This is a genomic window from Polymorphobacter sp. (genome assembly GCF_048007885.1).
Taxonomy (GTDB): Bacteria; Pseudomonadota; Alphaproteobacteria; order Sphingomonadales; family Sphingomonadaceae; genus Sandarakinorhabdus.
Genome location: NZ_CP180346.1, coordinates 1,303,642 through 1,328,701, shown reverse-complemented (window position 1 = coordinate 1,328,701; position 25,060 = coordinate 1,303,642). Strand labels below are relative to the sequence as shown.

21 protein-coding genes and 1 pseudogene are annotated in these 25,060 nt (G+C 65.4%); 4 read left to right on the top strand and 18 right to left on the bottom strand.

What is annotated here, in order from left to right; translation table 11 throughout:
• Window positions 1–3: 3 nt before the first annotated feature.
• From ACMVO5_RS06335 to ACMVO5_RS06265, 15 genes are all read right to left on the bottom strand, one after another.
• Window positions 4–2,814, bottom strand: coding sequence for a 2-oxoglutarate dehydrogenase E1 component (locus ACMVO5_RS06335; RefSeq protein ID WP_416909207.1), 2,811 nt, complete (start codon window positions 2,812–2,814; stop codon window positions 4–6).
• Between the two features lie 119 nt (window positions 2,815–2,933).
• A complete protein-coding gene (gene sucD, locus ACMVO5_RS06330; protein ID WP_416909206.1) occupies window positions 2,934–3,818 on the bottom strand; it encodes a succinate--CoA ligase subunit alpha in 885 nt (294 codons plus the stop codon).
• 2 nt (window positions 3,819–3,820) lie between these two features.
• Window positions 3,821–5,020 (bottom strand): ADP-forming succinate--CoA ligase subunit beta, encoded by a 1,200-nt coding sequence (gene sucC / locus ACMVO5_RS06325; protein ID WP_416909205.1) that lies wholly within the window; start codon window positions 5,018–5,020, stop codon window positions 3,821–3,823.
• Window positions 5,021–5,060: 40 nt separating this feature from the next.
• Entirely contained in the window at window positions 5,061–6,023 is a 963-nt protein-coding gene (gene mdh, locus ACMVO5_RS06320) for a malate dehydrogenase (RefSeq protein WP_416909204.1), read from the bottom strand.
• A gap of 96 nt (window positions 6,024–6,119) precedes the next feature.
• Window positions 6,120–7,229: a cell division protein ZapE gene (gene zapE / locus ACMVO5_RS06315; RefSeq protein ID WP_416909203.1), complete on the bottom strand. Its 1,110-nt coding sequence runs from the start codon at window positions 7,227–7,229 to the stop codon at window positions 6,120–6,122.
• An 8-nt stretch (window positions 7,230–7,237) separates the two neighbouring features.
• Window positions 7,238–7,726: a PaaI family thioesterase gene (locus ACMVO5_RS06310; RefSeq protein WP_416909202.1), complete on the bottom strand. Its 489-nt coding sequence runs from the start codon at window positions 7,724–7,726 to the stop codon at window positions 7,238–7,240.
• 44 nt (window positions 7,727–7,770) lie between these two features.
• Complete coding sequence (locus tag ACMVO5_RS06305) at window positions 7,771–8,556, bottom strand: succinate dehydrogenase iron-sulfur subunit (protein ID WP_416909201.1); 786 nt, start codon at window positions 8,554–8,556, stop codon at window positions 7,771–7,773.
• Window positions 8,556–10,343, bottom strand: coding sequence for a succinate dehydrogenase flavoprotein subunit (gene sdhA, locus ACMVO5_RS06300; RefSeq protein WP_416909200.1), 1,788 nt, complete (start codon window positions 10,341–10,343; stop codon window positions 8,556–8,558). The genes ACMVO5_RS06305 and sdhA overlap by 1 nt, the downstream gene beginning before the upstream one ends.
• Window positions 10,343–10,723 (bottom strand): succinate dehydrogenase, hydrophobic membrane anchor protein, encoded by a 381-nt coding sequence (gene sdhD / locus ACMVO5_RS06295; protein ID WP_416909199.1) that lies wholly within the window; start codon window positions 10,721–10,723, stop codon window positions 10,343–10,345. Before sdhD ends, sdhA begins: the two co-directional genes overlap by 1 nt.
• 1 nt (window position 10,724) lies before the next feature.
• Window positions 10,725–11,129 (bottom strand): succinate dehydrogenase, cytochrome b556 subunit, encoded by a 405-nt coding sequence (sdhC, locus tag ACMVO5_RS06290; RefSeq protein WP_416909198.1) that lies wholly within the window; start codon window positions 11,127–11,129, stop codon window positions 10,725–10,727.
• 94 nt (window positions 11,130–11,223) lie between these two features.
• Window positions 11,224–11,640, bottom strand: a complete 417-nt coding sequence (locus ACMVO5_RS06285; protein ID WP_416909197.1) for a DUF1330 domain-containing protein — start codon at window positions 11,638–11,640, stop codon at window positions 11,224–11,226.
• Between the two features lies 1 nt (window position 11,641).
• On the bottom strand, window positions 11,642–12,637 hold the full coding sequence (locus ACMVO5_RS06280) for a proline iminopeptidase-family hydrolase (RefSeq protein ID WP_416909196.1): 996 nt from the start codon (window positions 12,635–12,637) through the stop codon (window positions 11,642–11,644).
• Window positions 12,634–12,996, bottom strand: a complete 363-nt coding sequence (locus ACMVO5_RS06275) for a DUF6285 domain-containing protein (protein ID WP_416909195.1) — start codon at window positions 12,994–12,996, stop codon at window positions 12,634–12,636. Before ACMVO5_RS06275 ends, ACMVO5_RS06280 begins: the two co-directional genes overlap by 4 nt.
• A complete protein-coding gene (locus tag ACMVO5_RS06270) occupies window positions 12,996–13,988 on the bottom strand; it encodes a phosphotransferase family protein (RefSeq protein WP_416909194.1) in 993 nt (330 codons plus the stop codon). The genes ACMVO5_RS06275 and ACMVO5_RS06270 overlap by 1 nt, the downstream gene beginning before the upstream one ends.
• A complete protein-coding gene (locus ACMVO5_RS06265) occupies window positions 13,985–15,226 on the bottom strand; it encodes an acyl-CoA dehydrogenase family protein (protein WP_416909193.1) in 1,242 nt (413 codons plus the stop codon). The genes ACMVO5_RS06270 and ACMVO5_RS06265 overlap by 4 nt, the downstream gene beginning before the upstream one ends.
• Window positions 15,227–15,471: 245 nt before the next feature.
• Between ACMVO5_RS06265 and ACMVO5_RS06260 the strand changes: the two genes are divergently transcribed.
• From ACMVO5_RS06260 to ACMVO5_RS06245, 4 genes and pseudogenes are all read left to right on the top strand, one after another.
• The gene (locus tag ACMVO5_RS06260; RefSeq protein ID WP_416909192.1) at window positions 15,472–17,967 is read left to right on the top strand and encodes a TonB-dependent receptor; all 2,496 of its coding nucleotides are present in this window, start codon (window positions 15,472–15,474) and stop codon (window positions 17,965–17,967) included.
• Window positions 17,968–18,038: 71 nt separating this feature from the next.
• Complete coding sequence (locus ACMVO5_RS06255) at window positions 18,039–18,599, top strand: AAA family ATPase (protein WP_416909191.1); 561 nt, start codon at window positions 18,039–18,041, stop codon at window positions 18,597–18,599.
• A 1-nt stretch (window position 18,600) separates the two neighbouring features.
• Window positions 18,601–19,299, top strand: a pseudogene (locus tag ACMVO5_RS06250) (SDR family NAD(P)-dependent oxidoreductase); the annotation flags it as partial.
• Between the two features lie 3 nt (window positions 19,300–19,302).
• Window positions 19,303–20,217, top strand: a complete 915-nt coding sequence (locus tag ACMVO5_RS06245) for a 50S ribosomal protein L11 methyltransferase (RefSeq protein WP_416909320.1) — start codon at window positions 19,303–19,305, stop codon at window positions 20,215–20,217.
• On the opposite strand, the gene ACMVO5_RS06240 is transcribed toward ACMVO5_RS06245, so the two are convergent.
• The 3 genes from ACMVO5_RS06240 to ACMVO5_RS06230 form a co-directional block, all read right to left on the bottom strand.
• Complete coding sequence (locus tag ACMVO5_RS06240) at window positions 20,214–20,354, bottom strand: hypothetical protein (protein WP_416909190.1); 141 nt, start codon at window positions 20,352–20,354, stop codon at window positions 20,214–20,216. The genes ACMVO5_RS06245 and ACMVO5_RS06240 overlap by 4 nt on opposite strands.
• Before the next feature lie 98 nt (window positions 20,355–20,452).
• Window positions 20,453–22,522 (bottom strand): NAD-dependent DNA ligase LigA, encoded by a 2,070-nt coding sequence (gene ligA / locus ACMVO5_RS06235; protein WP_416909189.1) that lies wholly within the window; start codon window positions 22,520–22,522, stop codon window positions 20,453–20,455.
• Window positions 22,523–22,600: 78 nt separating this feature from the next.
• Complete coding sequence (locus ACMVO5_RS06230) at window positions 22,601–24,907, bottom strand: TonB-dependent receptor (RefSeq protein ID WP_416909188.1); 2,307 nt, start codon at window positions 24,905–24,907, stop codon at window positions 22,601–22,603.
• Between the last annotated feature and the right edge of the window lie 153 nt (window positions 24,908–25,060).

Here is a 25,060-nt window from a genome sequence, read left to right as displayed (position 1 = left end):
GGTTCAGCGTGCTTTCTTGGCTGTCGAATTGGTGGATTTGCGCGGGGCAGCCTTGATCGGCTCGCCGAGCGCATCGGCAATCAGTGCCGCCTGTTCGGCGTTGTGGCGACGCATCAGCCCGGTGGCCGTGGCGGCGGCAGCGGGGCGGCCGGCATAGCGGGGTCGCTGGCCCAGCGCCTCCTCGATCAGCGGCTCGATGAAGGTCCAGGCGCCGGCGTTCTTCGGCTCTTCCTGTGCCCAGACGATTTCTGCGAGGCCTGGGAAACGCGCCGCATAGTCGGCGATGGCATCGCCGGGGAAGGGGTACAGTTGTTCGACGCGGAGCAGATAGACATCGTCGCGCGCATCTCGTTCCCGCGCTTCCAGCAGGTCGTAATAGACCTTTCCAGTGCACATGATCAGGCGGCGGACCTTCGCGGGATCGCAGGGCGCAAGATCGTCGAGCACGCGGTGGAAGCTCGAGCCGCTGGCGAGATCGTCAAGGCTGCTGACGGCGCGCTTGTGGCGGAGCAGCGATTTGGGCGTGAAGATGATCAGCGGCTTGCGGAAGTCGCGCATCATCTGGCGGCGCAGCAGGTGAAAATAATTGCTCGGCGTGGTGGCGTTGGCGACCTGGATATTGTCTTCAGCACAGGCGGTCAGGAAACGCTCGACGCGCGCAGAGCTATGTTCGGGCCCCTGACCTTCATAGCCATGCGGCAGCAGCATGACGAGGCCATTGGCGCGCAACCACTTGATTTCGCCCGATGTGATGAACTGGTCGATCATCGTCTGGGCGCCGTTGACGAAGTCACCGAACTGCGCCTCCCAGAGGGTCAGCGTGCGCGGGTCTGCGAGGGCATAGCCATATTCGAAGCCGAGAACGCCGAACTCGGAGAGCGGGCTGTCGAGGACCTCGAAGGCGCCAAGCCCCTTCAAGGGAATATGGCGGGCGCCGGTTTTCTGGTCGGTCCAGACCGAATGGCGCTGGCTGAAGGTGCCGCGGCCCGAGTCCTGGCCCGAAAGGCGCACGCCCTGACCCTCGCGCAGCAGCGAGCCGAAGGCCAGCGCCTCGGCGGTGGCCCAGTCGATACCCTCGCCGGTTTCGAGCATGTCGGCCTTGGCCTTGAGGATGCGCTTCAGCGTCGGGTGGATGTTGAAGTCGGCTGGCACATAGGTGAGCACCTGGCCGATGGCGCGAAGCTCGGACCGTGCGACGCCGGTTTCGGCGGCGCGGCGGCTGCCCATGGCTTCTGTCGGGCGGCCCAGGCCGGCCCAGCGGCCCTCGAACCAGTCAGCCTTGTTGGACTTGTAGGTGGTGGCGGCTTCGAAATCGTTCTCGAGCATCGCGGTGTAGGTCGCGATGGCCTCGGGCACGAAGCGCTCGTCGATGACGCCTTCCTTGATCAGGCGCTCGGCATAGATTTCGGAGACCGGCGCGTGGCGGCCGATTTCGGCATACATCAGCGGCTGGGTGAAGCTCGGCTCGTCGCTCTCGTTATGGCCAAAGCGGCGATAGCACCACATGTCGATGACGACGTCGCGCTTGAAGGTCTGGCGGAACTCGGTGGCGACCTTGGTGGCAAAGGTGACGGCCTCGGGATCGTCGCCGTTGACGTGGAAGATGGGGGCCTGGACAATCTTGCCGACATCGGACGGATAGGGCGAGGAGCGGGCGAACTGCGGCGAAGTGGTGAAGCCGACCTGGTTGTTGACGATGAAATGCAGCGTGCCGCCGGTGTTGTAGCCATTGAGGCCGGAAAAGCCGAAACATTCGGCGACGATGCCCTGGCCGGCAAACGCCGCGTCGCCGTGCAGCAGCACCGGCATGGCCTTGCTGCGCGTGGTGTCACCCGCCATGGTCTGGATAGCGCGGACCTTGCCGAGCACCACCGGATCGACGGCTTCGAGGTGCGACGGGTTGGGCGCGAGGCTGAGGTGGACCTTGTTGCCGTCGAACTCGCGGTCGGTGCTGGCGCCGAGGTGATATTTGACATCGCCCGAGCCGCCGACATCGTCGGGATTGGCCGAGCCGCCACCGAACTCGTGGAAGATCACCTTGAACGGCTTTTGCATGACGTTGCCGAGCATGTTGAGCCGGCCGCGGTGGGGCATGCCGAAGACGATCTCGGTGAGGCCGAGCTGGCCGCCGGTCTTGATGATCGATTCCATGGCCGGGATCATCGACTCGCCGCCATCGAGGCCGAAGCGCTTGGTGCCGACATATTTGCGGCCCAGAAAGCGCTCCCACTGTTCGGCTTCGATCAGCTTGTTGAGGATGGCGCGCTTGCCGTTGGCGGTGAAGTGGATCTCCTTGTTGCGGCCCTCGATCTTGTCCTGGATGAACCGACGCTCTTCGACGTCGTTGATGTGCATATATTCGACGCCGACATTGCCGCAGTAATTGGCGCGCAGGATCTCGACCAGCTCGCGCACGGTGGCGGATTCGAGACCCAGCACGCCGGCAATGTGGATGGGGCGGTCGAGGTCGTTTTCGGTGAAGCCGTGATATTCGGGCGTGAGGTCGGCGGGGAGGTCGCGCTGGCTGAGGCCGAGCGGATCGAGGTTGGACGCGAGATGGCCGCGCACGCGGTAGGTGCGGATGAGCATGAGCGCGTTGACAGCGTCGCGCGCGGCCCGGGCGATATCCTGCGATGTGGCCCCGGCTTCCGCGGCTTTCTCGGCGGCGCGGGCGGCGGCGCGCGCCGGCATCAGCATGTCGGCGGCATCGAGGCCGCGGGTCAGCGCATCGTCGGGGCGGGGCGGCCAGTCGCTTCGTGCCCAGCTCGGCCCCTGCCGGTCGGCCTGCGTTGGCATCAGCGGCTCGTCGGGCATGGCACTCATCCTTGTCTTGTCACGGTGTGATAGACGTCCGCGGGGCGCATGTCACCGCCACTTGGGCATGGCAGCCATGCAAAATATTCACGGCTGGGAGTCGAAATAGCTGCCTGCTCCTAGCCTTTCACCAGCTCGGCAAGCGTGGTGCCGAGCAGCGAGGGGGAGGGGGAGACGCGGATGCCGGCGGCTTCCATGGCGGCGACCTTGGAATCGGCGTCGCCCTTGCCGCCCGAGACAATGGCGCCGGCATGGCCCATGCGGCGGCCTGGCGGGGCTGTGCGACCCGCGATGAAGCCGACCATCGGCTTCTTGCGACCGCGTCTGGCTTCATCGGCGATGAACTGTGCGGCCTGTTCCTCGGCGTCGCCGCCGATCTCGCCGATCATGATGATGCTGTGCGTGGCCTCATCGGCGAGGAACATCTCGAGCATGTCGATGAAATTGGTGCCGTTGACAGGGTCGCCGCCGATGCCGACGGCCGTTGTCTGGCCAAGGCCGACGGCGGTGGTCTGGTGGACGGCCTCGTAAGTGAGCGTGCCGGAGCGGCTGACGACACCGACGCTGCCCTTGGAGAAGATCGAGCCGGGCATGATGCCGATCTTGCATTCGCCGGGTGTCAGCACGCCGGGGCAATTCGGCCCGATGAGGCGGGTCTTGGAGCCGGTCAGGGCGCGCTTGACCTTGACCATGTCGAGCACCGGAATGCCTTCGGTTATGCAGATGACCAGCGGCATTTCGGCGTCGATGGCCTCGAGTATGGCATCGGCGGCGCCGGCGGGCGGGACATAGACGGCGGATGCGGTGGCTCCAGTCTTGGCGCGGGCTTCGGCGACAGTGTCGAAGACCGGCAGGCCGAGGTGGGTCTGACCGCCCTTGCCGGGGGCGGTGCCGCCGACGAGCTTCGTGCCATAGGCGAGTGCCGCTTCGGAATGGAAGGTGCCCTGCTTGCCGGTGAAGCCCTGGGTGATGACGCGGGTTTCTGCGTTAACGAGGATGCTCATGATTACGCCGCCTTCTTCACTTCGGCGACGATCTTGCTCGCCGCATCGCCCAGATCGTCTGCCGAGATGATCGGCAGGCCGGAATTGCCGAGGATCTCCTTGCCGAGTTCGACATTGGTGCCCTCCAGCCGCACCACGAGCGGCACCGAGAGGTTCACTTCCTTGGCCGCTGCAATGATGCCCTCGGCGATGATGTCGCAGCGCATGATGCCGCCGAAGATGTTGACGAGGATGCCCTTCACCGCCGGATCCTTGAGGATCAGCTTGAAGGCGGCGGTCACCTTCTCCTTGCTGGCGCCGCCGCCGACATCGAGGAAGTTGGCCGGCTCGGCGCCGTTCAGCTTGATGATGTCCATCGTCGCCATGGCGAGGCCGGCGCCGTTGACGAGGCAGCCGATGTTGCCGTCGAGCTTGATGAAGGCGAGGTCATATTCGGACGCCTCGACTTCGGCGGGGTCTTCCTCGGTCAGGTCGCGCAGTTCGACCAGATCGGGGTGACGGTAGAGCGCATTTGAATCGAAGCCGACCTTGGCATCGAGAACGAGCAGCTTGCCGTCATCGGTGACGGCGAGCGGGTTGATCTCCATCTGGCTGGCGTCAGTGCCGATGAAGGCCTCATAGAGCTTGGTGGTGACGAGTGCGGCCTGTTTGGCGAGATCTCCCGACAGGCCGAGTGCGGCTGCGACTGCGCGGCCATGGTGGGGCATGATGCCGGTGGCGGGATCGATGGTGATGGTGTGGATCTTCTCCGGGCTGTCATGGGCCACGGTCTCGATGTCCATCCCGCCCTCGGTGGAGGCGACGAGCGCGATGCGGCCCGAGGCGCGGTCGACCAACATGGCGAGGTAGAATTCGCGGGCGATGTCGACGCCGTCGGTGACGTAGAGCCGGTTGACCTGCTTGCCGGCCGGGCCGGTCTGGACGGTGACGAGCGTGTTGCCGAGCATGTCGGTGGCCGCCGCGCGGACCTCGTCGGCCGATCTGGCCAACCGCACACCACCCTTGGCTTCGGGCGGAAGCTCCTTGAACTTGCCCTTGCCGCGGCCGCCGGCATGGATCTGCGCCTTGACGACATAGAGCGGCCCCGGAAGCTGTGCGGTGGCTGCGACCGCTTCCTCGACGCTCATCGCCGCCACGCCTGCCGGCACGGGGACGCCGAATCTGGCCAGCAGTTCCTTGGCCTGATATTCATGGATGTTCATTCGGGCACCTCCGCAGCGCGTTTGGGCTGATGGTTTTGGCTCAGGCGAGCGAGGGGTCGATGGCGCGGCAGGCGGCCAGCAGTTCCTTCACGGCGTCGACCGAGACGTTGAAATTGGCGCGGGCTTCGTCGCCGAGCGCGATTTCGACGATGCGTTCGACGCCGCCGGCGCCGATGACGCAGGGAACGCCGACATAGAGGCCATCAACGCCATATTGGCCGGAGAGGTGCACGGCGCAGGGCAGCACGCGCTTCTTGTCCTTGAGATAGGCTTCGGCCATTTCGATGCCGCTGGTGGCCGGCGCATAAAAGGCGCTGCCGGTCTTGAGCAGGCCGACGATCTCGCCGCCGCCGCCCCGGGTGCGCTTGACGATGGCGTCAATCCGCTCCTGCGTTGACCAGCCCATCTTGATGAGATCGGGGAGCGGCACGCCAGCGACCGTGCTGTATTCGACAACTGGCACCATGGTGTCGCCGTGTCCGCCGAGCACGAAGGCGGTGACGTCCTTGACGCTGACCTTGAACTCCTCGGCGAGGAAATGGCGGAAGCGGGCCGAGTCGAGCACGCCGGCCATGCCGACGACCATATGGTGCGGGAGACCCGAAAATTCGCGCAGCGCCCAGACCATGGCATCGAGCGGGTTGGTGATGCAGATGACGAAGGCGCCGGGCGCGTTGGCCTTGATGCCTTCGCCCACCGCCTTCATGACCTTGAGATTGATCCCGAGCAGATCGTCGCGGCTCATGCCCGGCTTGCGGGCGACACCGGCGGTGACGATGATGACGTCCGCACCAGCGATATCGGCATAATCATTGCTGCCCTTGAGATTGGCGTCAAAGCCTTCAACGGGGCCGCACTGAGCGAGATCGAGCGCCTTGCCCTGGGGCACGCCTTCCATGATGTCGAACAGCACGACATCGCCAAGCTCCTTGGCGGCGGCGAGGTGCGCCAGTGTGCCGCCGATATTGCCAGCCCCGATGAGAGCGATTTTTGCGCGTGCCATGTCCTGTTCTTCCCGCTTGTTTGAGTTGTTGTTGCGCCACGGGATAGACCGGGGCGGGGGGCTTCGCAACCGCGGTATCGACAGGTTTTTCGGGCGTCAGCTTCCGTGGCCCAGCGCCAGATAGTCAAGCGACTGCATTTCCATCAGCCGCGACACGGTGCGGTCGAACTCGAAGACATTGTCGCCCTGAACATAAAGACCCGCCGGCTCGGCATCGGCGGCAGCGATGAGCTTGGTTTTCTGCTCGTAAAGCGCGTCGATCAGGGTGATGAAGCGGGTCGCCTCGTTGCGGCTTTCAGGGCCCATGACCGGGATGCCGACGAGAAAGACGGTGTGATAGCGCCGCGCGATGGCGAGATAGTCGGCCGCGCCGAGCGGCTGGCGACACAGGCGGCTGAAGGAGAAGACGGCGACGCCCTTCAAGGACTTGGGCACGAACAGGGTGCGGCCGCCGGGAACCTCGATGGTTTCGCTCGGCACGCGGGCGCGGTCTTCGACGGGATAGTCGGTCATGCGGAAGAAGGCGGCGGCCATGGCATCGGACGCGGCCTGGCCATTGGGCACATGCCATGTGGCGGCAGCACCAAGGCGGGCCATGCGATAATCGGTGGGGCCATCTAGAGTGCGGACGTCGCAGTGGGCCTCGATCAGCGCGATGAAGGGGAGAAACAACTGGCGGTTCAGGCCATTCTTGTAGAGGTCTTGCGGCGCGCGGTTGCTGGTGGCGATGATGGTGGTGCCGGCTTCGAACAGGCCCTCGAACAGGCGGCCGAGAATGGCGGCGTCGGCGATGTCCTTGACCTGCATTTCATCAAAGGCGAGCAGCCGGGCACTGGCAGCGACTTCGCCGGCGACCTTTTTCAGCGGATCCTTGGTGCCATGGGCGCGTTCGGCGTGGAGGCGGGCATGGATTTCGAGCATGAACTCGTGGAAATGGACGCGGCGCTTGGGGGTGGTGGTGGCGTGGCTGTAGAACAGGTCCATCAGCATCGACTTGCCGCGGCCGACGCCGCCATGGAGATAGAGGCCGCGCACCGGCGCGGGTTTGTGGCCGCGCAGCCGGGCGAGAAGGCCGGGCGCTTCGGGCGGCGCGGCGAGCCGCGCCGACAAGGCTTCGAGCGCGGCGACGGTTTCGGCTTGGGCGGGATCGGCGCGGAGTTCGCCGCGGCTGAGCAGCGACTGATAGGCGGCGGCGATGGCCCCCATCGCGGCGCTCAGTCGACCTGGGTGCTGACGGGCCGATCGGCGGCGCCGTCCCCTTCCGGGCGGGGCAGGCGGGGGATCTTGCGCATGGTGCCGGTGAAACTGGCGACGTTGACGCCTTCCTGCGTGACGAGGCCGCGCACGAACAGCATCTTGCCTGTTTCTTTCAGGATTTCACCCGAGGCCTCGATCGGCTTGCCGACGATGCCGGCGGAGAGAAAGTCGGTGGCGCAGCTGAGCGTGACGGCGGCGCTGTTGTCGAGCTGGCGGAAGATGAAGCTGAACATGGCCATGTCGATGAACGACATGATGAAGCCGCCGTGGATATAGCCGAGGCCATTGGAGTGGCGGCGGTCGGTCTCCATGCGGCAGACGACATCGCCGCTCTCGGTCTGGCGGAACATGAAGTCACCCAGCATCGAGGCGAAGCGGCCATCGGGATCACGCCGCCAGCGGGTCCAGCCGGCATTGGGGCCATCGGGGATGATTTCACGAGCCATGGGGGCGGATTAGGTTGGCTTGGCCCCCGAAGCAAGAGGGCCGCTCAGCCGGCGCGCTCCATCATCATGATCTTGATCTCGGCGATTGCCTTGGCCGGATTGAGGCCCTTGGGACAGACGTTCGAGCAGTTCATGATGGTGTGGCAGCGATAGAGGCGGAACGGGTCTTCGAGCGCGTCGAGACGCTCGCCGGTCATCTCGTCGCGGCTGTCGGCGAGCCAGCGATAGGCCTGGAGCAGGATGGCGGGGCCGAGGAACTTGTCGGAATTCCACCAATAGCTGGGGCAGGCCGTGGAGCAGCATGCGCAGAGAATGCACTCGTAAAGTCCATCGAGCTTGCTGCGATCCTCGACGCTTTGCAGCCGCTCCTCGCCGCTGGGGGCGGGGGTGACGGTCTGCAGCCAGGGCTTGATGCTGGCGTACTGGGCGTAGAAGTGCTTGAAATCGGGGACGAGGTCTTTCACCACTTCCATGTGCGGCAGGGGCGTGATGCGCACTTCGCCCTTTACGTCAGCAATGGCCTGGGTACAGGCGAGCGTGTTGGTGCCGTCGATGTTCATCGAGCAGGAGCCGCAGATGCCTTCGCGGCAGGAGCGGCGGAAGGTGAGCGTGCTGTCGATCTCGGACTTGATCTTGATCAGCGCGTCGAGAACCATCGGACCGGTCTCTTCCAGGTCGATCTCATAGGTGTCGTAGCGCGGGTTGGCACCGTCATCCGGGTTCCAGCGATAGATCTTGAACGTCTTGACGTTCTTGGCGCCCGCGGGCGCGGGGTAGCGCTTGCCGGCGCTGGAGATCTTGCTGTTTGCGGGGAGAGAGAATTCGGCCATCAGTAAACTCGCGCCTTGGGCTTGATGTATTCGATCTCGTTGGTGAGCGTGTAGGTATGAACCGGGCGCTGGGCGAGTTCGACATTGCCGTCGCGGAACCAGCCGAGCGAGTGCTTCATGAACTTCTCGTCGTCGCGCTTGGGGAAATCCTCGTGCATGTGTGCGCCGCGACTTTCGTGGCGGGCCTTGGCCATGTGCATTGTGAGCACGGCCTGGCCGATCATGTTGTCGAGCTCGAGCGTTTCGATGAGATCGGTGTTGAAGACGAGGCTGCGGTCAGCGATGCCGATATCGGCCATGCGCTGATAGATTGCGTCGATCTTGCGGGTGCCTTCGTCGAGGATCTCGGCGGTGCGGAAGACGGCAGCGTTTGCCTGCATGGTCTTCTGCATGGCGGTGCGGACCTCCGAGGTCGGCGAGCCGCCCTTGGAATGGCGGAAGCCATCGAGGCGGCCGAGCGCCAGGTCGGCGCTGTCCTTGGGTAGCGGCGCGTGCGGGGTGCCGGGACGCAGCGTCTCGCCGATGCGGTGCGCGGTGGCGCGGCCGAAGACAACGAGGTCGATCAGGCTGTTGGAGCCGAGGCGGTTGGCGCCGTGGACGCTGACGCAGGCGGCTTCACCGACGGCGAACAGGCCGGGGACGACCGCATCGGGGTCGCCGTCCTTCAGGGTGACGACCTCGCCGTGATAATTGGTCGGGATGCCGCCCATGTTGTAATGGACGGTCGGGGTGACGGGGATGGGTTCGCGGGTGACGTCGACGCCGGCGAAGACCTTGGCCGTCTCGGAAATGCCGGGCAGGCGCTCGTGGAGGACGGCGGGATCGATATGGTTGAGGTGGAGGTAGATGTGATCGCCCTCCTTGCCCACGCCGCGGCCTTCGCGGATCTCCATGGCCATCGAGCGGCTGACGACATCGCGGCTGGCGAGATCCTTGGCTGAGGGGGCGTAGCGCTCCATGAAGCGCTCGCCCTGGCTGTTGGTGAGATAGCCGCCCTCGCCGCGCGCGCCCTCGGTGATAAGCACGCCGGCGCCGTAGATGCCGGTGGGGTGGAACTGGACGAACTCCATGTCCTGCATGGCGACGCCGGCGCGGATGGCCATGCCGCCGCCATCGCCCGTGCTGGTGTGAGCGCTGGTGGCGGAGAAATAGCAGCGGCCATAGCCGCCGGTGGCGAGCACAGTCTTGTGTGCCTTGAAGCGGTGGATGCTGCCATCATCCATGTTGATGGCGATGACGCCGCGACATTCACCGTCGACCATGATGAGGTCGATGGCGAAATATTCGATGTAGAAGTCGGTCGCGTACTTCAGGCTCTGTTGATAGAGCGCGTGAAGCATGGCGTGGCCGGTGCGGTCAGCGGCCGCGCAGGTGCGCTGGGCGGGCGGGCCTTCGCCCATGTTCTGCATCATCCCGCCGAAGGGGCGCTGGTAGATGCGCCCGGCCTCGGTGCGGCTGAAGGGCACGCCGAAATGCTCGAGCTCATAGACGGCGGCCGGGGCCTCTCGGCAGAGATATTCGATCGCATCCTGGTCACCCAGCCAGTCTGAGCCCTTGACCGTGTCATACATGTGCCACGACCAATGGTCTGGCCCCATATTGCCCAGTGCAGCGGCAATGCCGCCTTGCGCGGCCACGGTGTGCGAGCGGGTCGGGAAGACCTTGGTGATGCAGGCCGTCTTGAGGCCAGCTTCGGCGATGCCCATGGCGGCGCGCAGCCCGGAGCCACCGGCCCCGACGACGATGGCATCATAGACATGATCGATGATTTGATAGGCTTCTGCCATCATTGCGCTCCAAGGGCGATTTTGAACACGGCGAACACGGCTGCCGCCGCGCCCCCCAGCGTGTAGAAGTTGAGGGCCAGCATGGCGATGACGCGGCCTGCGCCATGCACATAATCCTCGATGAACACCTGCACGCCGAGCCGGAAGTGCCAGAAAACCGAGACGATGGTGAGCAGCATCGGCACCGCAGCGACAGGCTGCCGCAGCCAGAGCGTCACGCTCGCGTAATCAAGGCTGGGAAGGCGCACGAGGCTGAAGATGAACCACAGCATGAGCAGCAGATTGCCGACCGCCGTGGCGCGCTGCAGCCACCAGTGATGAACGCCGTCCTTGGCGGCACCGAGGCCGCGAACGCGGCCGAGCGAAGTCCCTGCACCCATGTCAGTAGCCCTTGCCGAGGAGGATATAGGCCCAGACCGTCGCAGTCAGCAGAACCGAGGCGACCATGGTCATGAGCGCAAAGGTGCGGCTGGTCTCGATATCAAAGGCCTGGCCGGTGTCCATCACAAGGTGGCGGATGCCGGTCATCATGTGCTGGAAGAACACCCAGGTGAGGCCGATGCCGACGAGAAGGCCGAGCCAGCTGGTGGCGACGATCATGAAAAAGGCATAAGCCTCCGGCCCGGTGGCAGCGGCGATCAGCCACCAGAGGAACAGCACGACGCCGCCCAGCGCCATCGCCTGCCCGGTGGCCCGGTGCAGGATCGAGACGAGCATGTGCACCTTCCATTTCCAGATGGACAGGTGCGGCGAGAGCGGTCGCGGCGCTGTGGGTCGGCCAGCCATGATGTTCCCCTTGCGGTATCGAGCCCGGGTTACCGGTTGAATTGCGCGGCAATCTACGCCTTTGCTGCGGCTGCGCAACCACTGAAAGCATGGTTCAGCCGTTGCATTGCAGCAAAACCGTGCGCGCCAGACCGGCGTAGCGGTGCCTGAGGGCATCCCGGTAGAGCGGGGCGGCCATCATTGCGAGGAAATGCGCCCGGCTGGGGTAGCGCACCAGTAGAACCTTGTCCCAGTCGGTCTCGGGCGTGCCTGCCACCCCGATGAAGACCTGATTGACCGGGCCATCATAAAGCACCTCGGCCTGGCTGATCTCGCCGACGGTTTTGGTGAAGGCGCGCTGATAATGCTGATAGGCTTCGATGCCGCTGATCTGCGGCCCTTGATGGTCTGGCCCATAGTCGGCCGTTTCCCTGAATTTCAGCAGGTTAAGCATGACGACCGGGCCTTCGGGGCCGGAATCGCGCAGCGCACGGACCTGATCGGCCGTGGGGTCGATGCTCTTGTCGGTCACCTCAGATGCTCCTTTCAATCCGCGCCAGCCAGGGTCGAAGCAGGGCGGCGAGCGCGTAAGGGTTGTCGCTCCAGAGGGCGTGAGCGGCGTCGGGCACCTGCTGGAAGGCCGCGCCGCCCGGCAAGGCGGCCGCGAATTCGTTGACGGTGGCGGGGCGGGCCTCGTCATGCTCGCCGGCAAGAAACAATGTGCGGGTGCCATCGAGCCGGGCCAGCAATGGGCGCCCGTCATAGTTTTTAAGGCTGCCAGTGGCGGTAAATTCGGCGCGGCCCCACATCGCCTCATAGATGATGCGGTCGTTTGGCGTGCGAACGGTGGCAGCATAGGCGCTGAGCGCTGGCGCTGGCTCGTGGCGGCGGACGTGGCGCGCATAAAAGGCATCGGTGGCGGCCTTGCAGGCTTCTTCAGGGGCAGCACCTGGCGTGTCGCACAGGTCGAGAAGCCGGGCAGTTTCGGCGGGCATGGCGGCTTTGAGGACGGCGGCGTCGCGCAGCCAGACTTCGGTGGAGACGAGCGGGGACTGGAGGACAAGGCCAGCCAGAGCGGCGGGTTGGCGCGCACCATATTCGAGCGCCAGCGTGCCGCCCCAGCTGCCGCCCATGACATGCCAGCGGGCGATCCCGAGCGCCAGGCGGATGGCTTCCAGCTCGTCAAGGAAACGCGGGATCTGCCAGTTTTCGGGCGAGCCCGGCGCGTCGGAGCGGCCACAGTCGAGCTGGTCGTACAGGATGACCATACGGTCGGCGGCAAGGGCGGTGGCATTGATGATGCCGGCATGGGTGCTGCCGGGGCCGCCGTGCAGCAGCACCAGCGGCAGCCGGCTGGCCGATGAGGTGCCGTTGGTGCGGACATAGACCCGGCCACCGGGGACATCGACCATCAGCTCCCGGTCGGGAACAAGGCTGGTGTCGTCGAGCATGTCGGCGGTGCGCGCCAGCGCCGGTGTGGCGGCAGCGGCGAGACCGGCGCCGATGACGGTGCGACGGTCGGGGGTCATTGGCTGGGCGTGGTCATGCGCTGAAATGTCGAGTAGCGGGGGTTGTCGACCGCCAGCTTTGCGAGCGCGGTACGGGTCAGTGTGTCGAGCAGGCCGGGCGTTTCGGCCGTCATCTCACGCCGCCTGAGCTTGTCGCAGAGCTCGGCGCGCAAGGCATCGAGCGGACGATCATGGCCGAGGAACCCGGCCAGCGTGGCGGCTTCGGCGGCGCGCGGCTTCTGGGCGATTTCGCGGGCGACGATGCCGAGCGCGCCAGCGGCGACTTTGGCATGAAAGGCGGCCTGGCCTTCGAGCGGCAAGGTGCCAAGAAAATCGGCCACGGCCTCGACAAGTGTCTGCATCTCGATCTGTTCGCTCATCAGATGCTCCCGTGGCGGATCAGGTGGAGTAGGTCGAGCTCGACTTCCGAGACGCGGCGGCCGATGGCGGCGCGCTCGACCGATCGCAGCCGGCCGGACGCATGATCGTCGCCCAGCTGCAGACAGGCAAGCCCCCAGCGCAGTGTGCCCCAGACTTCCCACATATGGGCGCGGTCGCGGTCGATGGTCTTGCCGCCGGCTTCGGTATAGGCGCGGTAAAGCTCTTCACGTTCGCCGAAACCGCCGACCGGGCGTTGCCAATGGCCAAAGCGCCAAGCGTTGACGCAGAGCCAGCCGAGGTCTTCGGCCCCGTCGCCCAAATGCGCCAGCTCCCAGTCCAGCGCGGCAACCAGGCCGTTCGGGCCGATCAGCAGATTGCCCGAGCGGAAATCGCCGTGGACGATCGAGCTTGCCGGGGCGTTGCCGCAGCGTTCGCCAAGCCAGGCCAGGGCCAGTTCGAACACGGGAAGGTTGATGCCGAAGCGGCGGTAGTTGCTGTCCATCGCCTGCCATTGTTCGCTGGCATCGCCGCCGGCGAGGCCGAGGCCATTGGCGGCTTCGAGCGGGATTGCATGCAGGCGCGCGAGCACTTTGGCGCACTGGCAGGTGAGGGCGGCGCGGGCGGCGGCGAAATCCTCGCCCTTGAGCCAGCGCGGCGCCAGCGCTTCGCCGGGCAGGCGGTCCATGATGAAGCCGTCGCCGAGGCCGTCTTCTGGAGTGAATATGGCGACGATGCCCGCGACCGGCACGCCGTACGCCCCGGCCAGCGCCTGCAGCCGGGCCTGATTGGCGCGGGTGAAACCGGCCTTTTGCGGTTCGGCGGTGGCGGCGCGCTGGACGATGAGCGGCCATGGCTCGGGACGCAGCGCATCGAGGGACCAGGTTTCGGAGGAGGCGCCGCCGGTGAGCGGCGCCATGGCGGCGATTTCGACCGGATGGCCGACGATGCGCGCGAGAAGAGCGATCAGTCTGCACCGGTCGTCAGGGGTCATGCGGCCCCTTTGCGCACTTCGCCGTCACGTTCGCCAAAGTCGATGCCCGGGCCGCCGCCATCGCCGTTGCCGGCATAGGCCTTGAGCAGGCGCTTGGCGACCGAGGTGATATGGACCTCGTCGGGACCATCATAGATGCGCGCCTCGCGCGCATGGCGATAGATGATGTGAAGCGGGGTGTCGGGGGTGAGGCCCTTGGCGCCGTAGACCTGGATGGCACGGTCGGCGACATTGTGGACCATCTGTGCGCCGACGACCTTGATCATGCCGATTTCGATGCGGGCTTCGTCGCCGGCGTCGATCTTTCGGGCGGCGTCGAGGGTGAGCAGGCGGCAGGCCTGGATTTCGGCGGCGCTGTCGAAGACGTGCTTTTGCATGAGCTGCTTGTCGGCCAGCTTTTCGCCGAATGCCGTGCGTTCGTGGAGGCGGCGGCACATCAGGTCGAAGGCACGCTGGGCCTGGCCGAGCCAGCGCATGCAGTGGAAGATGCGGCCCGGCCCCAGCCTTTGCTGGGCGATGCGGAAGCCATGGCCGCGGGGTCCGAGGAGATTGCCGGCGGGCACGCGGACATCGTCATATTCGACCTCATAATGACCTGAGAGGCCGTGCTTGAGGCCGAGCACGGGCGTGTCGCGGATGATCCTATAGCCCGGCGTCTTGGTGGGCACGACGATCATGCTGAAGGCGCTGTGCGGCGCGGCATCATCCTCGGTGCGGCACATGACGGTGGTGTATTCGGCGCCCGCAGCCCCGGTGGTGAACCATTTGCGGCCATTGATGACCCATTCATCGCCTTCGAGGCGGGCGTGGGTCATCAGCTGGGTGGGGTCTGAGGAAGCGATGTCGGGCTCGGTCATGGCGAAGCTGGGGAAGATGTCGCCAGCGACGAGAGGCGCCAGATAGGCTTCACGCCATTCGGACGCGGCGTAGAGATCGAGCATGATCGAATCCTGCAGCGAGTGCGTGCCGAGCGCGACCTGCGCATGCTGGGAGCGGCCGATGACTTCGTTGACATAGACATAGTCCATGAACGGCATGCCTTGCCCGCCGATGCGCTTGGGGTGCCCCAGCGCCCAGAGCCCCCGCGCCTTGGCCTCTGCCATCAGGGCGCGCATGCAGGCCATGGCTTCATCAGGATGGGCGTTGTCGAGCGTGTCTTCGGCCGGATAGACCTCATCTTCGACGAAGCGCTTCACCTCGGCGCGGATCTGCACCCAATCCAGTTCCGGTTCAGCCATGGCCCATCCTTTCAGCCCTTCATGCTAGGCGCGCGTCCAAGGCCTAGCACCTGACCAAAGCAACGGCTTTGCTGGCCGGGAGGGGGCGACGGAGTGTTGCAAAACGGGCGCAGTGCCGGATCAAGACGCTCAAAAAACCGTAACAGTTCGATAACGGCTCTTTCCCGGCGCGAAGGCAGGCGGCATAGAGTTAGCAAGCCCGAATGATATCGGGGCAACGCGTGTTCAATTGGGAAGGGTCGACCATGTCTGGATTTAGCAACCGAGTTCTCATTCTGGCGGGCGCGAGCCTGCTGGCCACTGCCGCTGGTGCGCAGGAAGTGGCGCAGGGCGAGGAAGGCATGGACGATCTGATCATCGTGACGGCCTCCAAGCGCGCTGCCACGCTGCAGGACACCCCGATTTCGGTGTCGGTTTCGAGCAAGGCGCAGATTGAGCAGGCCCAGATCCGCGATGCGCTGGACCTGCAGACGCTGGTGCCTTCGCTGCGCGTGGCGCAGCTGCAGAGTTCGGCCAACACCAACTTCATCATTCGCGGCTTTGGCAATGGCGCCAACAATGCCGGGATCGAGCCTTCGGTGGGTGTGTTCATCGACGGTGTCTATCGGTCCCGTTCGGCGGCGCAGATCGGCGACCTGCCCAATCTTGAGCGGATCGAGGTGCTGCGGGGACCGCAGTCGACGCTGTTCGGCAAAAATGCGTCGGCCGGCATCATCTCGATCGTGACTGCGGAACCGCAGTTCGAATGGGGCGGCGGCGCGGAATTTTCCTATGGCAATTTGAATGCGATCGTGGCGCGGGCGGACATTACCGGGCCGATTTCGGAGACGGTCGCGGTCAGCCTGGCGGGCAATCTCAACAAGCGCGATGGCTTCATTCAGGATGACGGGGCCAATTTCCAGACCAACGAGCGCGATCGCTGGGGGGTGAGGGCGCAGCTGCTGTTCAAGCCGTCCGAGACGTTCAAGGCGCGCTTCATCGCTGACTATGACAAGATTGATGAAATCTGCTGCGGTGTGGGCAACATCGTCGATGGACCGACCGGCAATGCCGTGCGCGCGCTGGGCGGTCAGATCGACTCCAACAATCCCCTGTCCTACCGGGTGTTCACCAACTTCCCCTCGACCAACGAGATCGAGAATTATGGGGTTTCGTTGCAGACCGACGCCGCACTTGGCGTCTTTGATCTCACGACGATCTTCTCTTATCGCGCGGTGCGCACCGATACCAACGCCGATTCCGACTTCACCTCGGCCGATCTGATCGGGCGCAACCGGGGCGCCAACGAGATCGACACCTACACCGCCGAAGTGCGGCTGGCGTCCAACTATGACGGGCCGTTCAACTTCCTGATTGGTGGCTTCTATTTCCACGAAGACATCAAGGCGACGAATGATTTTCAATATGGTGCCGATTTCCGTAATTATGTGAACTTGTTGACGGACGGCGCCTTCCTTGATGTCGAGGCACTGCTTGGGCCGGCGGGCATCCCCGCCGGGACCTTTGGGGCGCAAGGGCTGGGGGTTTCGGAAGCGTTTGATTATCGTAACCGGGCGATTTCGCTCTTTGGTCAGTTCGACTATGAACTGACCGACCGGTTGACGCTGACGGCGGGCTTCAACTACACGCGCGACCGCAAGGACGTGTTGGGCGATGCCAACTCGACCGATGTGTTTTCGGGGCTGGACTTCGTGGCCATTGGCGCCGGCCTGCTGGCGCAGGGGGGCGTCCCGCCGGCGTTGATCCCGACGCTTGCGCAGGACCCGGCATTCAACCCCCTGCTGGCGCTGCAGCCGCTGCAATTCCTGCCTCCGTTCTTGGGTTTCCCCAATTCGGTGGAAGACGGACGGACGCGGGACAATGACCTGTCCTACACGCTGCGCGCTGCCTACAAGTTCAGCGACAATATCAGCGGCTATGTGACCTATGCGACAGGCTTCAAGGCGTCGTCGTGGAACCTGAGCCGTGACAGCCGTCCGACTCCGAACGACTTTATCCCTGGCTCGCCGGTCACGAATCCGCCGCCGTCGGCCATTCGCGATGCCGGGCTTGCGGTGCCGAATTTTTCCACCGGCTCGCGCTTTGCCGGTCCAGAGGATGCGGAAGTGTATGAAATCGGGCTGAAGGGCCAGTTCGACACCTTTGCCTTCAACCTTGCCATCTTCGAGCAGTCATTGCGCGGGTTTCAGGGCAATGTCTTCACCGGCACTGGCTTCATTCTGGGCAATGCCGAAAAGCAATCGACCAAGGGCATCGAACTGGACACCAGCTTCACCCCGATCCGTGACCTCAACATCACCGCCAGCTTCACTTATCTCGACCCGATCTATGACAGCTTTGTTGGTGGTTCGGCGATCAACCCGGCAACGCTGACTGTGGTGCCGACCGATCTCAGCGGTCGGAGGCCAGCGGGTATTCCCGAGTTCGCGATTGCGGTCGGTTCGACCTATACGCAGCGGCTGGGTGGCGACACGCGGCTGATCTGGCATGTCGATTATTCGCAGGAGAGCCCCACGCAGATCGCCGATGGCCTGCCGCAGTTCCGCCGCAGCTTCGAGACGCTCAACGCGTCGCTCACGCTGGCGCTGGGCAATGGTCTTGAGGTGACGGCCTGGGGCCGGAACCTGACCCAGCCGCAGTTCATCTCGACACTGTTCCCGTCGGTGGCGCAGGCTGGCAGCCTCTCGGGTTATCCGAGCGGTCCGCGGACCTATGGTGGTCTGGTTCGGTATCGGTTCTGAACGGCTGACGTCGCAGTTTCCTGATCAGCCCCGGCCCTGCCGGGGCTGATTTCGGTGTGGAACCGGATGTCATGGCGGCTGGCAGCCCGAGAATAGCGCGCATCTGCCTGACGGGGGCGGAAAGCACCGGCAAGACAGTGCTGGCGGCGAAGCTGGCGGCGCATTTTGGCGGTGTGGTGATGCCCGAATTCGGCCGTGAATTCGCCGAGATGCATGGCACGGATTTCAGGCCGGACGACATGGTGGCCATTGCCATGGGGCACCGGGCGGCGCTGAAGGCGATTGAGGCGCAGGCGCCGGCGCTAATCATCGAGGATACCGATATCGTGACGACGACCGCCTGGGCGCGGATGTTGTTCGAGCGCGACAAGGCGTTGATTGCCCAGTTGAAGCGTCTGCCGGCGACCGCCGGGCTTTACCTGCTGTTTGATGCCGATGTGCCGTTTGTTGCCGATGGCACGCGGATGTTCGAGGGCGAGGCGCGGCGGCGATTCCAGATGGTGCTGCAGGCGGAAATGCGCGAAAGGCGGATCGATCCGGTGCATATCGAGGGTGATTTTCCGGCGCGTGAGCAGGCCGCCATGGTGACCTGCGAGCGTTGGCTTGATGTGTGGCGCAGAAGGATGAATTGACATGGCGACGATCTTGATCACCGGGGCTTCGCGCGGGATCGGGGCGGCGGCGCGCGAACGGTTGACGGCAGCGGGGCACCGTGTCGTCGGCCAGTCGACGCGGGGCGGCGATGGGCTGCTGGCGGCCGACTTTGCCGAGGCTGGCGCGGCGACGCGGCTGTGGAATGCAGCGCTGGCGGCGGCGGACGGGGCCATTGATGTGCTGGTCAACAATGCCGGCGTGTTCGAGGCGGTTGATATCGATGCGGGCGATGCCGCGTTCGAGGCGATGTGGGCGCGTAGCCTCGCAGTCAACCTGCAATCGGCCGCCGAACTCTGCCGCCACGCGGTACGGCATTTCCGGGCGCGCGGCGGCGGGCGGATCATCAATGTGGCGAGCCGCGCCGGGCACCGGGGGGACAGCCCGAAACACTGGCATTATGCCGCCGCCAAGGGCGGGATGCTGGCGATGACGAAGACGATTGCGCGGGGCTATGCGCGTGACAATGTGCTGGCCTTTGCGATCACGCCGGGCTTTACCATGACCGGCATGGCGGACGAGTATCTGGCCAGCCGGGGCGGGGACAAGCTGCTGGCGGATATCCCGCTGGGCCGGCTGGCGAGCGTGGACGAAGTGGCGGAGACCATCCGCTGGCTGGCGAGCGAGGCGCCGCCGTCGCTGACGGGCGCGACGCTGGACGTCAACGGCGCGAGCTATGTGGCGATGAGCGGCTGGGTGTTGCGCATGCGGTGCACGCGCGCCGAGGCCGAGGCGCTGCCGGCGGCGGTGTTTGACGATCTGGCCGAGCCGCCGACGGTGATGGTCGACGAGCCCAATCCGGCCGCGCCTGATGACTGGGTGATGGTCGCCTATTTCGACAGCCGGCCCGAGGCGGAACTGGTCACGCGGGTGCGTGCGCTGGCGCCGTCGGCCGCTGAAGCCTTGCTTGAGCCGTTGCCCGAGGCCGATTGGGTGACGATCAGCCAGCAGGGGCTGGCGCCGGTGCGCGCCGGGCGCTTTGTGGCGCTGACCAGGGAGCATCTTGCAGCGCGGCGGGTTGGCGACATTGCGCTCAGGATGGAGGCCGGGCTGGCTTTTGGAACTGGTCAGCACATGACGACGCATGGCTGTCTGGCAGCGCTTGATGCGTTGGCGCGCAGCCGTTCGTTCCGGAAGGTCGCCGATCTGGGCACAGGCACGGGCATTCTCGCCTTTGCCGCCGCTCGCAAATGGCGCCGAGCGGGGGTGATTGCGAGTGATATCGATCCCGTTGCGGTGCAGGTGGCGCGCGGCAATCTGGGCGTGAATGGGCTTGGCCATGGCCGGGTGGCGGGCCGTGTCGAGCTGGTCACGGGGGCGGGCATGGCGCACCAGCGGCTGCGGCTGCGGGCCCCTCATGACCTGATCTGTGCGAACATTCTGGCCGGGCCGCTGATTGCGATGGCAGGGCCGGTGTCAGCGCGGCTGGCGTCGGGGGGTGTGTTGATCCTGGCGGGGTTGCTGAGCAGCCAGCGTCGGGCTGTGCTGCGGGCCTATCGGCAGTTTGGGCTGGTGCCGCTAGACGGGTCGCATGGGCCGCGCCAGCGGCAGTCGGCCGAGTGGCCGACCCTGGTGCTGACGCGGCTGCGCAGGCCTTAGAGGGCATGGAAGAGCGGCGCGCTGGCTGCGATCGGGCGCAGCTGGACGCGGGCCTTCTTCGGCGCGCGCACGTCGATGCGCTGGACCTGCGGCTGCGGACGGTCTTCGGGGAAGACGCCTTCGAACACGACTTTCATGATTCTCACTCCATTTTATGGCCGGGCGACATGCGCCGGCGATGGTGTGGAGATAGGCTGATTGGCGGGATCGAGTAGATATTGTGCAGGTGCGACAGCTATGCCGATTTTGCATGGCTCATGGCGACCAGGTCCAGCCATTCGGCTTCATCGATGACACGGACGCCGAGGCTTTCCGCCTTGGTCCGCTTCGAGCCGGCATCGGCGCCGGCGATGACGAGATCGGTGCGCGCCGAGACGCTGCCGGCCACGCGGGCGCCGAGCGCTTCGGCCTGCACCCGGGCTTCGCTGCGGGTGAGGCCGGTGAGGCTGCCGGTGAAGACGACGGTCTTGCCGCTGAGCATGGTCTGGCGCGGGGCGGCCAGCGGCGTGGGCGTGACGGCGCTGAGCAGGTCTTCGAACGTGTCGAGATTGTGCGGTTCGGCGAAGAAGTCGATCAGCGCTGCCGCCACCACGGGGCCGATGCCGTTGATCTCGGTCAGGCTGGCGCGGGCGTCTTCATCGGTTTCGGCGGCGCGGGCGGCGTCGCGCAGGGCTTCGGCGCTGCCAAAGGCGCGGGCGAGGTCGCGCGCGGTCACTTCGCCGACGTGCCGGATGCCGAGGGCAAAGATGAAGCGATCGAGATCAACGTCGCGGCGATCTTCGATCGCGGCGAGAAGCTTGTCGACCGAGGTTTCCTTGAAGCCCTTCCAACTGAGGATCTCATCGCGGTGCTGGTGCAGCCGGAAGATGTCGGCAGGGGACTTGATCAGGCCGGCGGTGAAGAATTTTTCGACATTCTTGCCGCCAAAGCCTTCGATGTCGAAGGCGTTGCGGCTGACGAAATGGCGCAGGCGCTCGCTGACCTGTGCCGGGCAGATGAGACCGCCGGTGCAGCGGCGGACGACCTCGCCCTCTTCCCGCACGGCATGGCTGCCGCAGGCCGGGCAGAGATGGGGCATCTCGAAGGGCGTGCCGCCGCCGTCGACAACGATGCCGAGGACCTGCGGGATGACGTCGCCAGCGCGCTGGACACGCACGCGGTCGCCGGGCTTGACGCCGAGCCGGGCGATTTCATCTTCATTGTGGAGCGTGGCGTTGGTGACGACGACGCCGCCCACAGTGATGGGCTGCAGCCGCGCGACCGGGGTGAGCGCGCCGGTGCGGCCGACCTGAATCTCGATGGCGGTGAGCGTGGTCTCGGCCTGTTCGGCAGCGAATTTGTGGGCGGTGGCCCAGCGCGGCGAGCGGGCGACCTGGCCGAGGCGGGCCTGCCAGTCGAGCCGCTCGAGCTTGTAGACGGCGCCGTCGATGTCATGGGGGAGGTCGGCGCGGCGGCGTTCGAGATCATGGGCGAAGGCCAGTGCCTCGGCGAGGGTGGCGTCGGCGATGCGGTCTGCGCCGATATCGAAGCCCCAGGCCCTGAATCTGGCCATGACTTGGCTCTGTGTTTGCCCTGGCACCTCGCTCATTTCGCCCCAGCCATGGGCGATGAAGGCGAGCGGGCGGCTGGCGGTGATGGCAGGGTCGAGCTGGCGCAGCGAGCCGGCTGCGGCGTTGCGTGGATTGGCGAAGACCTTGCCGCCGCCGGCGGCGGCGCGGGCGTTGAGCGCGGCGAAATCGGCGCGCGCCATATAGACCTCGCCGCGCACCTCCACGATGTCTGGTGCGTCGGCGGGCAAGGCATGGACCAGGCCGCGGACATGGGCGATGTTGGCGGTGACATTCTCGCCCACGGACCCGTCGCCGCGCGTGGCAGCGGTGACGAGACGCCCCTGCTCATAGCGGAGCGCGCAGGAAAGGCCGTCGATCTTGGCTTCGGCGGCAATCAGGACCGGTTCTTCAGGGCCAAGGCCGAGAAAGCGACGGACGCGGGCGACGAACTCCTCAGCCTCGGCATCGGAAAAGACATTGTCGAGGCTGAGCATGGGCCGCGCATGGGTGACCTTGGCGAAGCCGCTGGCAGGGGCATTGCCGACGCGGATGCTGGGGCTGTCGGCGCGGATGAGGGCGGGGAAGGCCGCTTCGATGGTGCGGTTGCGGCGTACCAGCGCGTCATAGGCGGCGTCCGAGATGAGCGGTGCGTCTTCGCTGTGATAGCGGCGGTCGTGCTCGGCGATCTGGGCCGCGAGGCTGGCCAGCTCGGCTTCGGCTTCGGCTTCGGTTGCGGGGAGGGGGTCGGAGGCCATGGCTGTCGGTTTAGCCGCCGCTCCGCGTGCTGGGAATAGGCCAGCGGGGCGCATGGCCCCGCTGGCTTGAGGTCAGGCCTAGAAGCGGAACCCGACAGTGGCGTTCCAGGTGCGCGGATCGCCGAAATAGACGGTCTGGATGTTGCCGACCGAGCTGAATTCCTGTCCGTCGGTGCGATACAGGGTGTCGGTCAGGTTCTTGACGCCGCCGCGCAGATACCAGCCGGCATTGCTGTCGAGCTGGACATAGGCGTTGGCCACCCAATAGCCGGATTCGCGCAGGTTGGCGCGGTTGTCGACGCTCAGGAAATGCGCATCGACGAAGCGGCCGTCACCGCCGAAGGTCAGGCGGCCGAAATCACCCAGCGGCACGGTGTAATCACTGCCCAGCGTAAGGGTGAGCGGGGGCGCGAAGGCGGGCTGGCAGGCGATGGCGTTGCCGGTCGGGTTGCACGAGAAGCTCTGCGGCGGCACGCGGCGGCCGTCGTTGAACTCGCGATATTTGGCGTCCAGATAGCCCATCGAGGCGCGGACGTTCCAATTGTCGGTCGGGCGGACGGTCGCTTCGGCTTCAAGACCCCAGATGCGCAGCTTGCCGGCGTTGATGACCGGGAAAACGCCGGTGCTGCCGACCGTGCCGCCGCCGACGCGCGCCTGGAAATCGGTATAGTCCGAATAAAAGGCGTTGGCGGCGAGGCGGACGCGGCCATCAAGGAAGCTGCCCTTGGCGCCGGCTTCATAGGTCCAGACCTTTTCCGGCTCGAAGCGGGTCACGAGCTGGGGGGTGCCGTCGACGACCAGCGTCAGGTCATTGAGCGAGTTGGCGCGGCCGTTGAAGCCGCCCGACTTGAAGCCGCGCGCTGCCGAGGCATAGAGCAGCGTGTCGGGGGTGGGCTTGAAGGACAGGGTGACGGTCGGGGTCCAGGCATCGAAGGTCGCCGTGTCATCGGCATTCAGCGGGGCCGGCAGATCGTCGGGGAAGGAGAAATCGAGACCGTTCAGCAGGCCGAGGCTGGAGAGGGTGGTGGTGAAGCGGGTGTAGGTGCGGTCATCACGCGTGTAGCGCAGGCCGGCGGTGATGCTGAGCTTCTCGGTGAAATCATAGGTGGCCTGACCGAAGGCGGCATAGCTGCGGGTCTTCTGCCGGTCATCGATCAGCCGGGTGAAGGTGATCGGTCCGCCGAAAAAGGCGAAGAGATCATCGGCATAGGCTTCCTGATTCGAGCGGATGGTCTCGTCGAGATAGTAGAGGCCGAAGACGCCGCTGAAGCGATCGGTGTTCCACTTGAGCTGCAGTTCCTGGCTGAACTGCTCCTGACGGACGCCGACGAAGACATCGCCCAGTTCGGCTTCGCTGGCGTCGATGTCGATGAAGAAATCGGGGCTGAGCTTGCGATAAGCGGTGATCGAGGTGAGTGTCAGCGTGTCGGAGAGGTCATAGTTCGCCGTCAGGCTCAGGCCCCAATGGTCGAGCCGCTGGCCTTCGTCGCCGGTGAAGCTGGTCGAGGCCTGAAAATCATACTCGCCGTAGGGATTGGCCGGTACCAGCGTCTGGGCGCCAAGGGCGAAATCGGTCTGGATGAGCGGGGCGGTTGCGTAGCCGAGGGTGAGCGCATTGCGCTGGCGGGTATAGTCGCCTGACAGGATGAGCTCGAGCCGGTCGCTGGGCTTGGCGCGCAGGATAGCGCGCGCGGTCAGGCTGTCCCGATCATTGTAGCGGCGGTCGGTCAGGGGGTCAGTGACCAGGCCATCGCGCTTGTCCCATTGAGCCGCGACTGAGAGCGCCAGCTTGTCGGCAACGAGCGGGGCCGAGACATAGCCGTTGAGCAGGATCTGGTTGAAGCTGCCATAGAGCGCCGAGGCGTTGGCGCTGACATTGTTGAAATCAGGCTTGCGGCTGACGATGCTGACGGCACCGCCGATGGTATTCTTGCCGTAGAGCGTGCCTTGCGGGCCGCGCAGCACCTCGATGCGCTCGACGTCGCCGAGGCTGAGAAGCGCCCCCTGAATTCGGCTGAGATAGACGCCGTCAACATAGACGCCGACTGCGGGATCGAAGGTCTGCAGCGCATCCGGCTGGCCGATGCCGCGGATGAAGATGTTGGCGCTGGTGGCCGAGCCGCGGCCCTGCACGATGTTGAGATTGGGTGCCGTGCCCTGAAGGCCGGCAAGGTCGATAGCCTGCAGCTTTTCAAGATCGACCTGGCTATAGGCGGACACCGCGACCGGCACGTCGATGAGGCGCTCATCTCGGCGGCGGGCGGAGACGATGATCTCTTCAGCCTCATTGACGGCCGCCACGGTCTGCGCTGCAATTGGCGCTGCGGGGAGGAGCGCAGCAAGGGCGACGCTGGCGGTGAGAAAGGAACGGAGGTGCGAGATCATGGTGAACTCCCCAAAAGAAAGGTGGTGCGGATTTATCGCTTAGGGGGTTGCCATACTGAAACCTGAACCGGTATTCAATTGCGAACGAGAGGGGCCTATGCGCAGCGGTTTGAAACTGTCACCCAAAGGACACACGCCGCTGGCGAGCGAAGG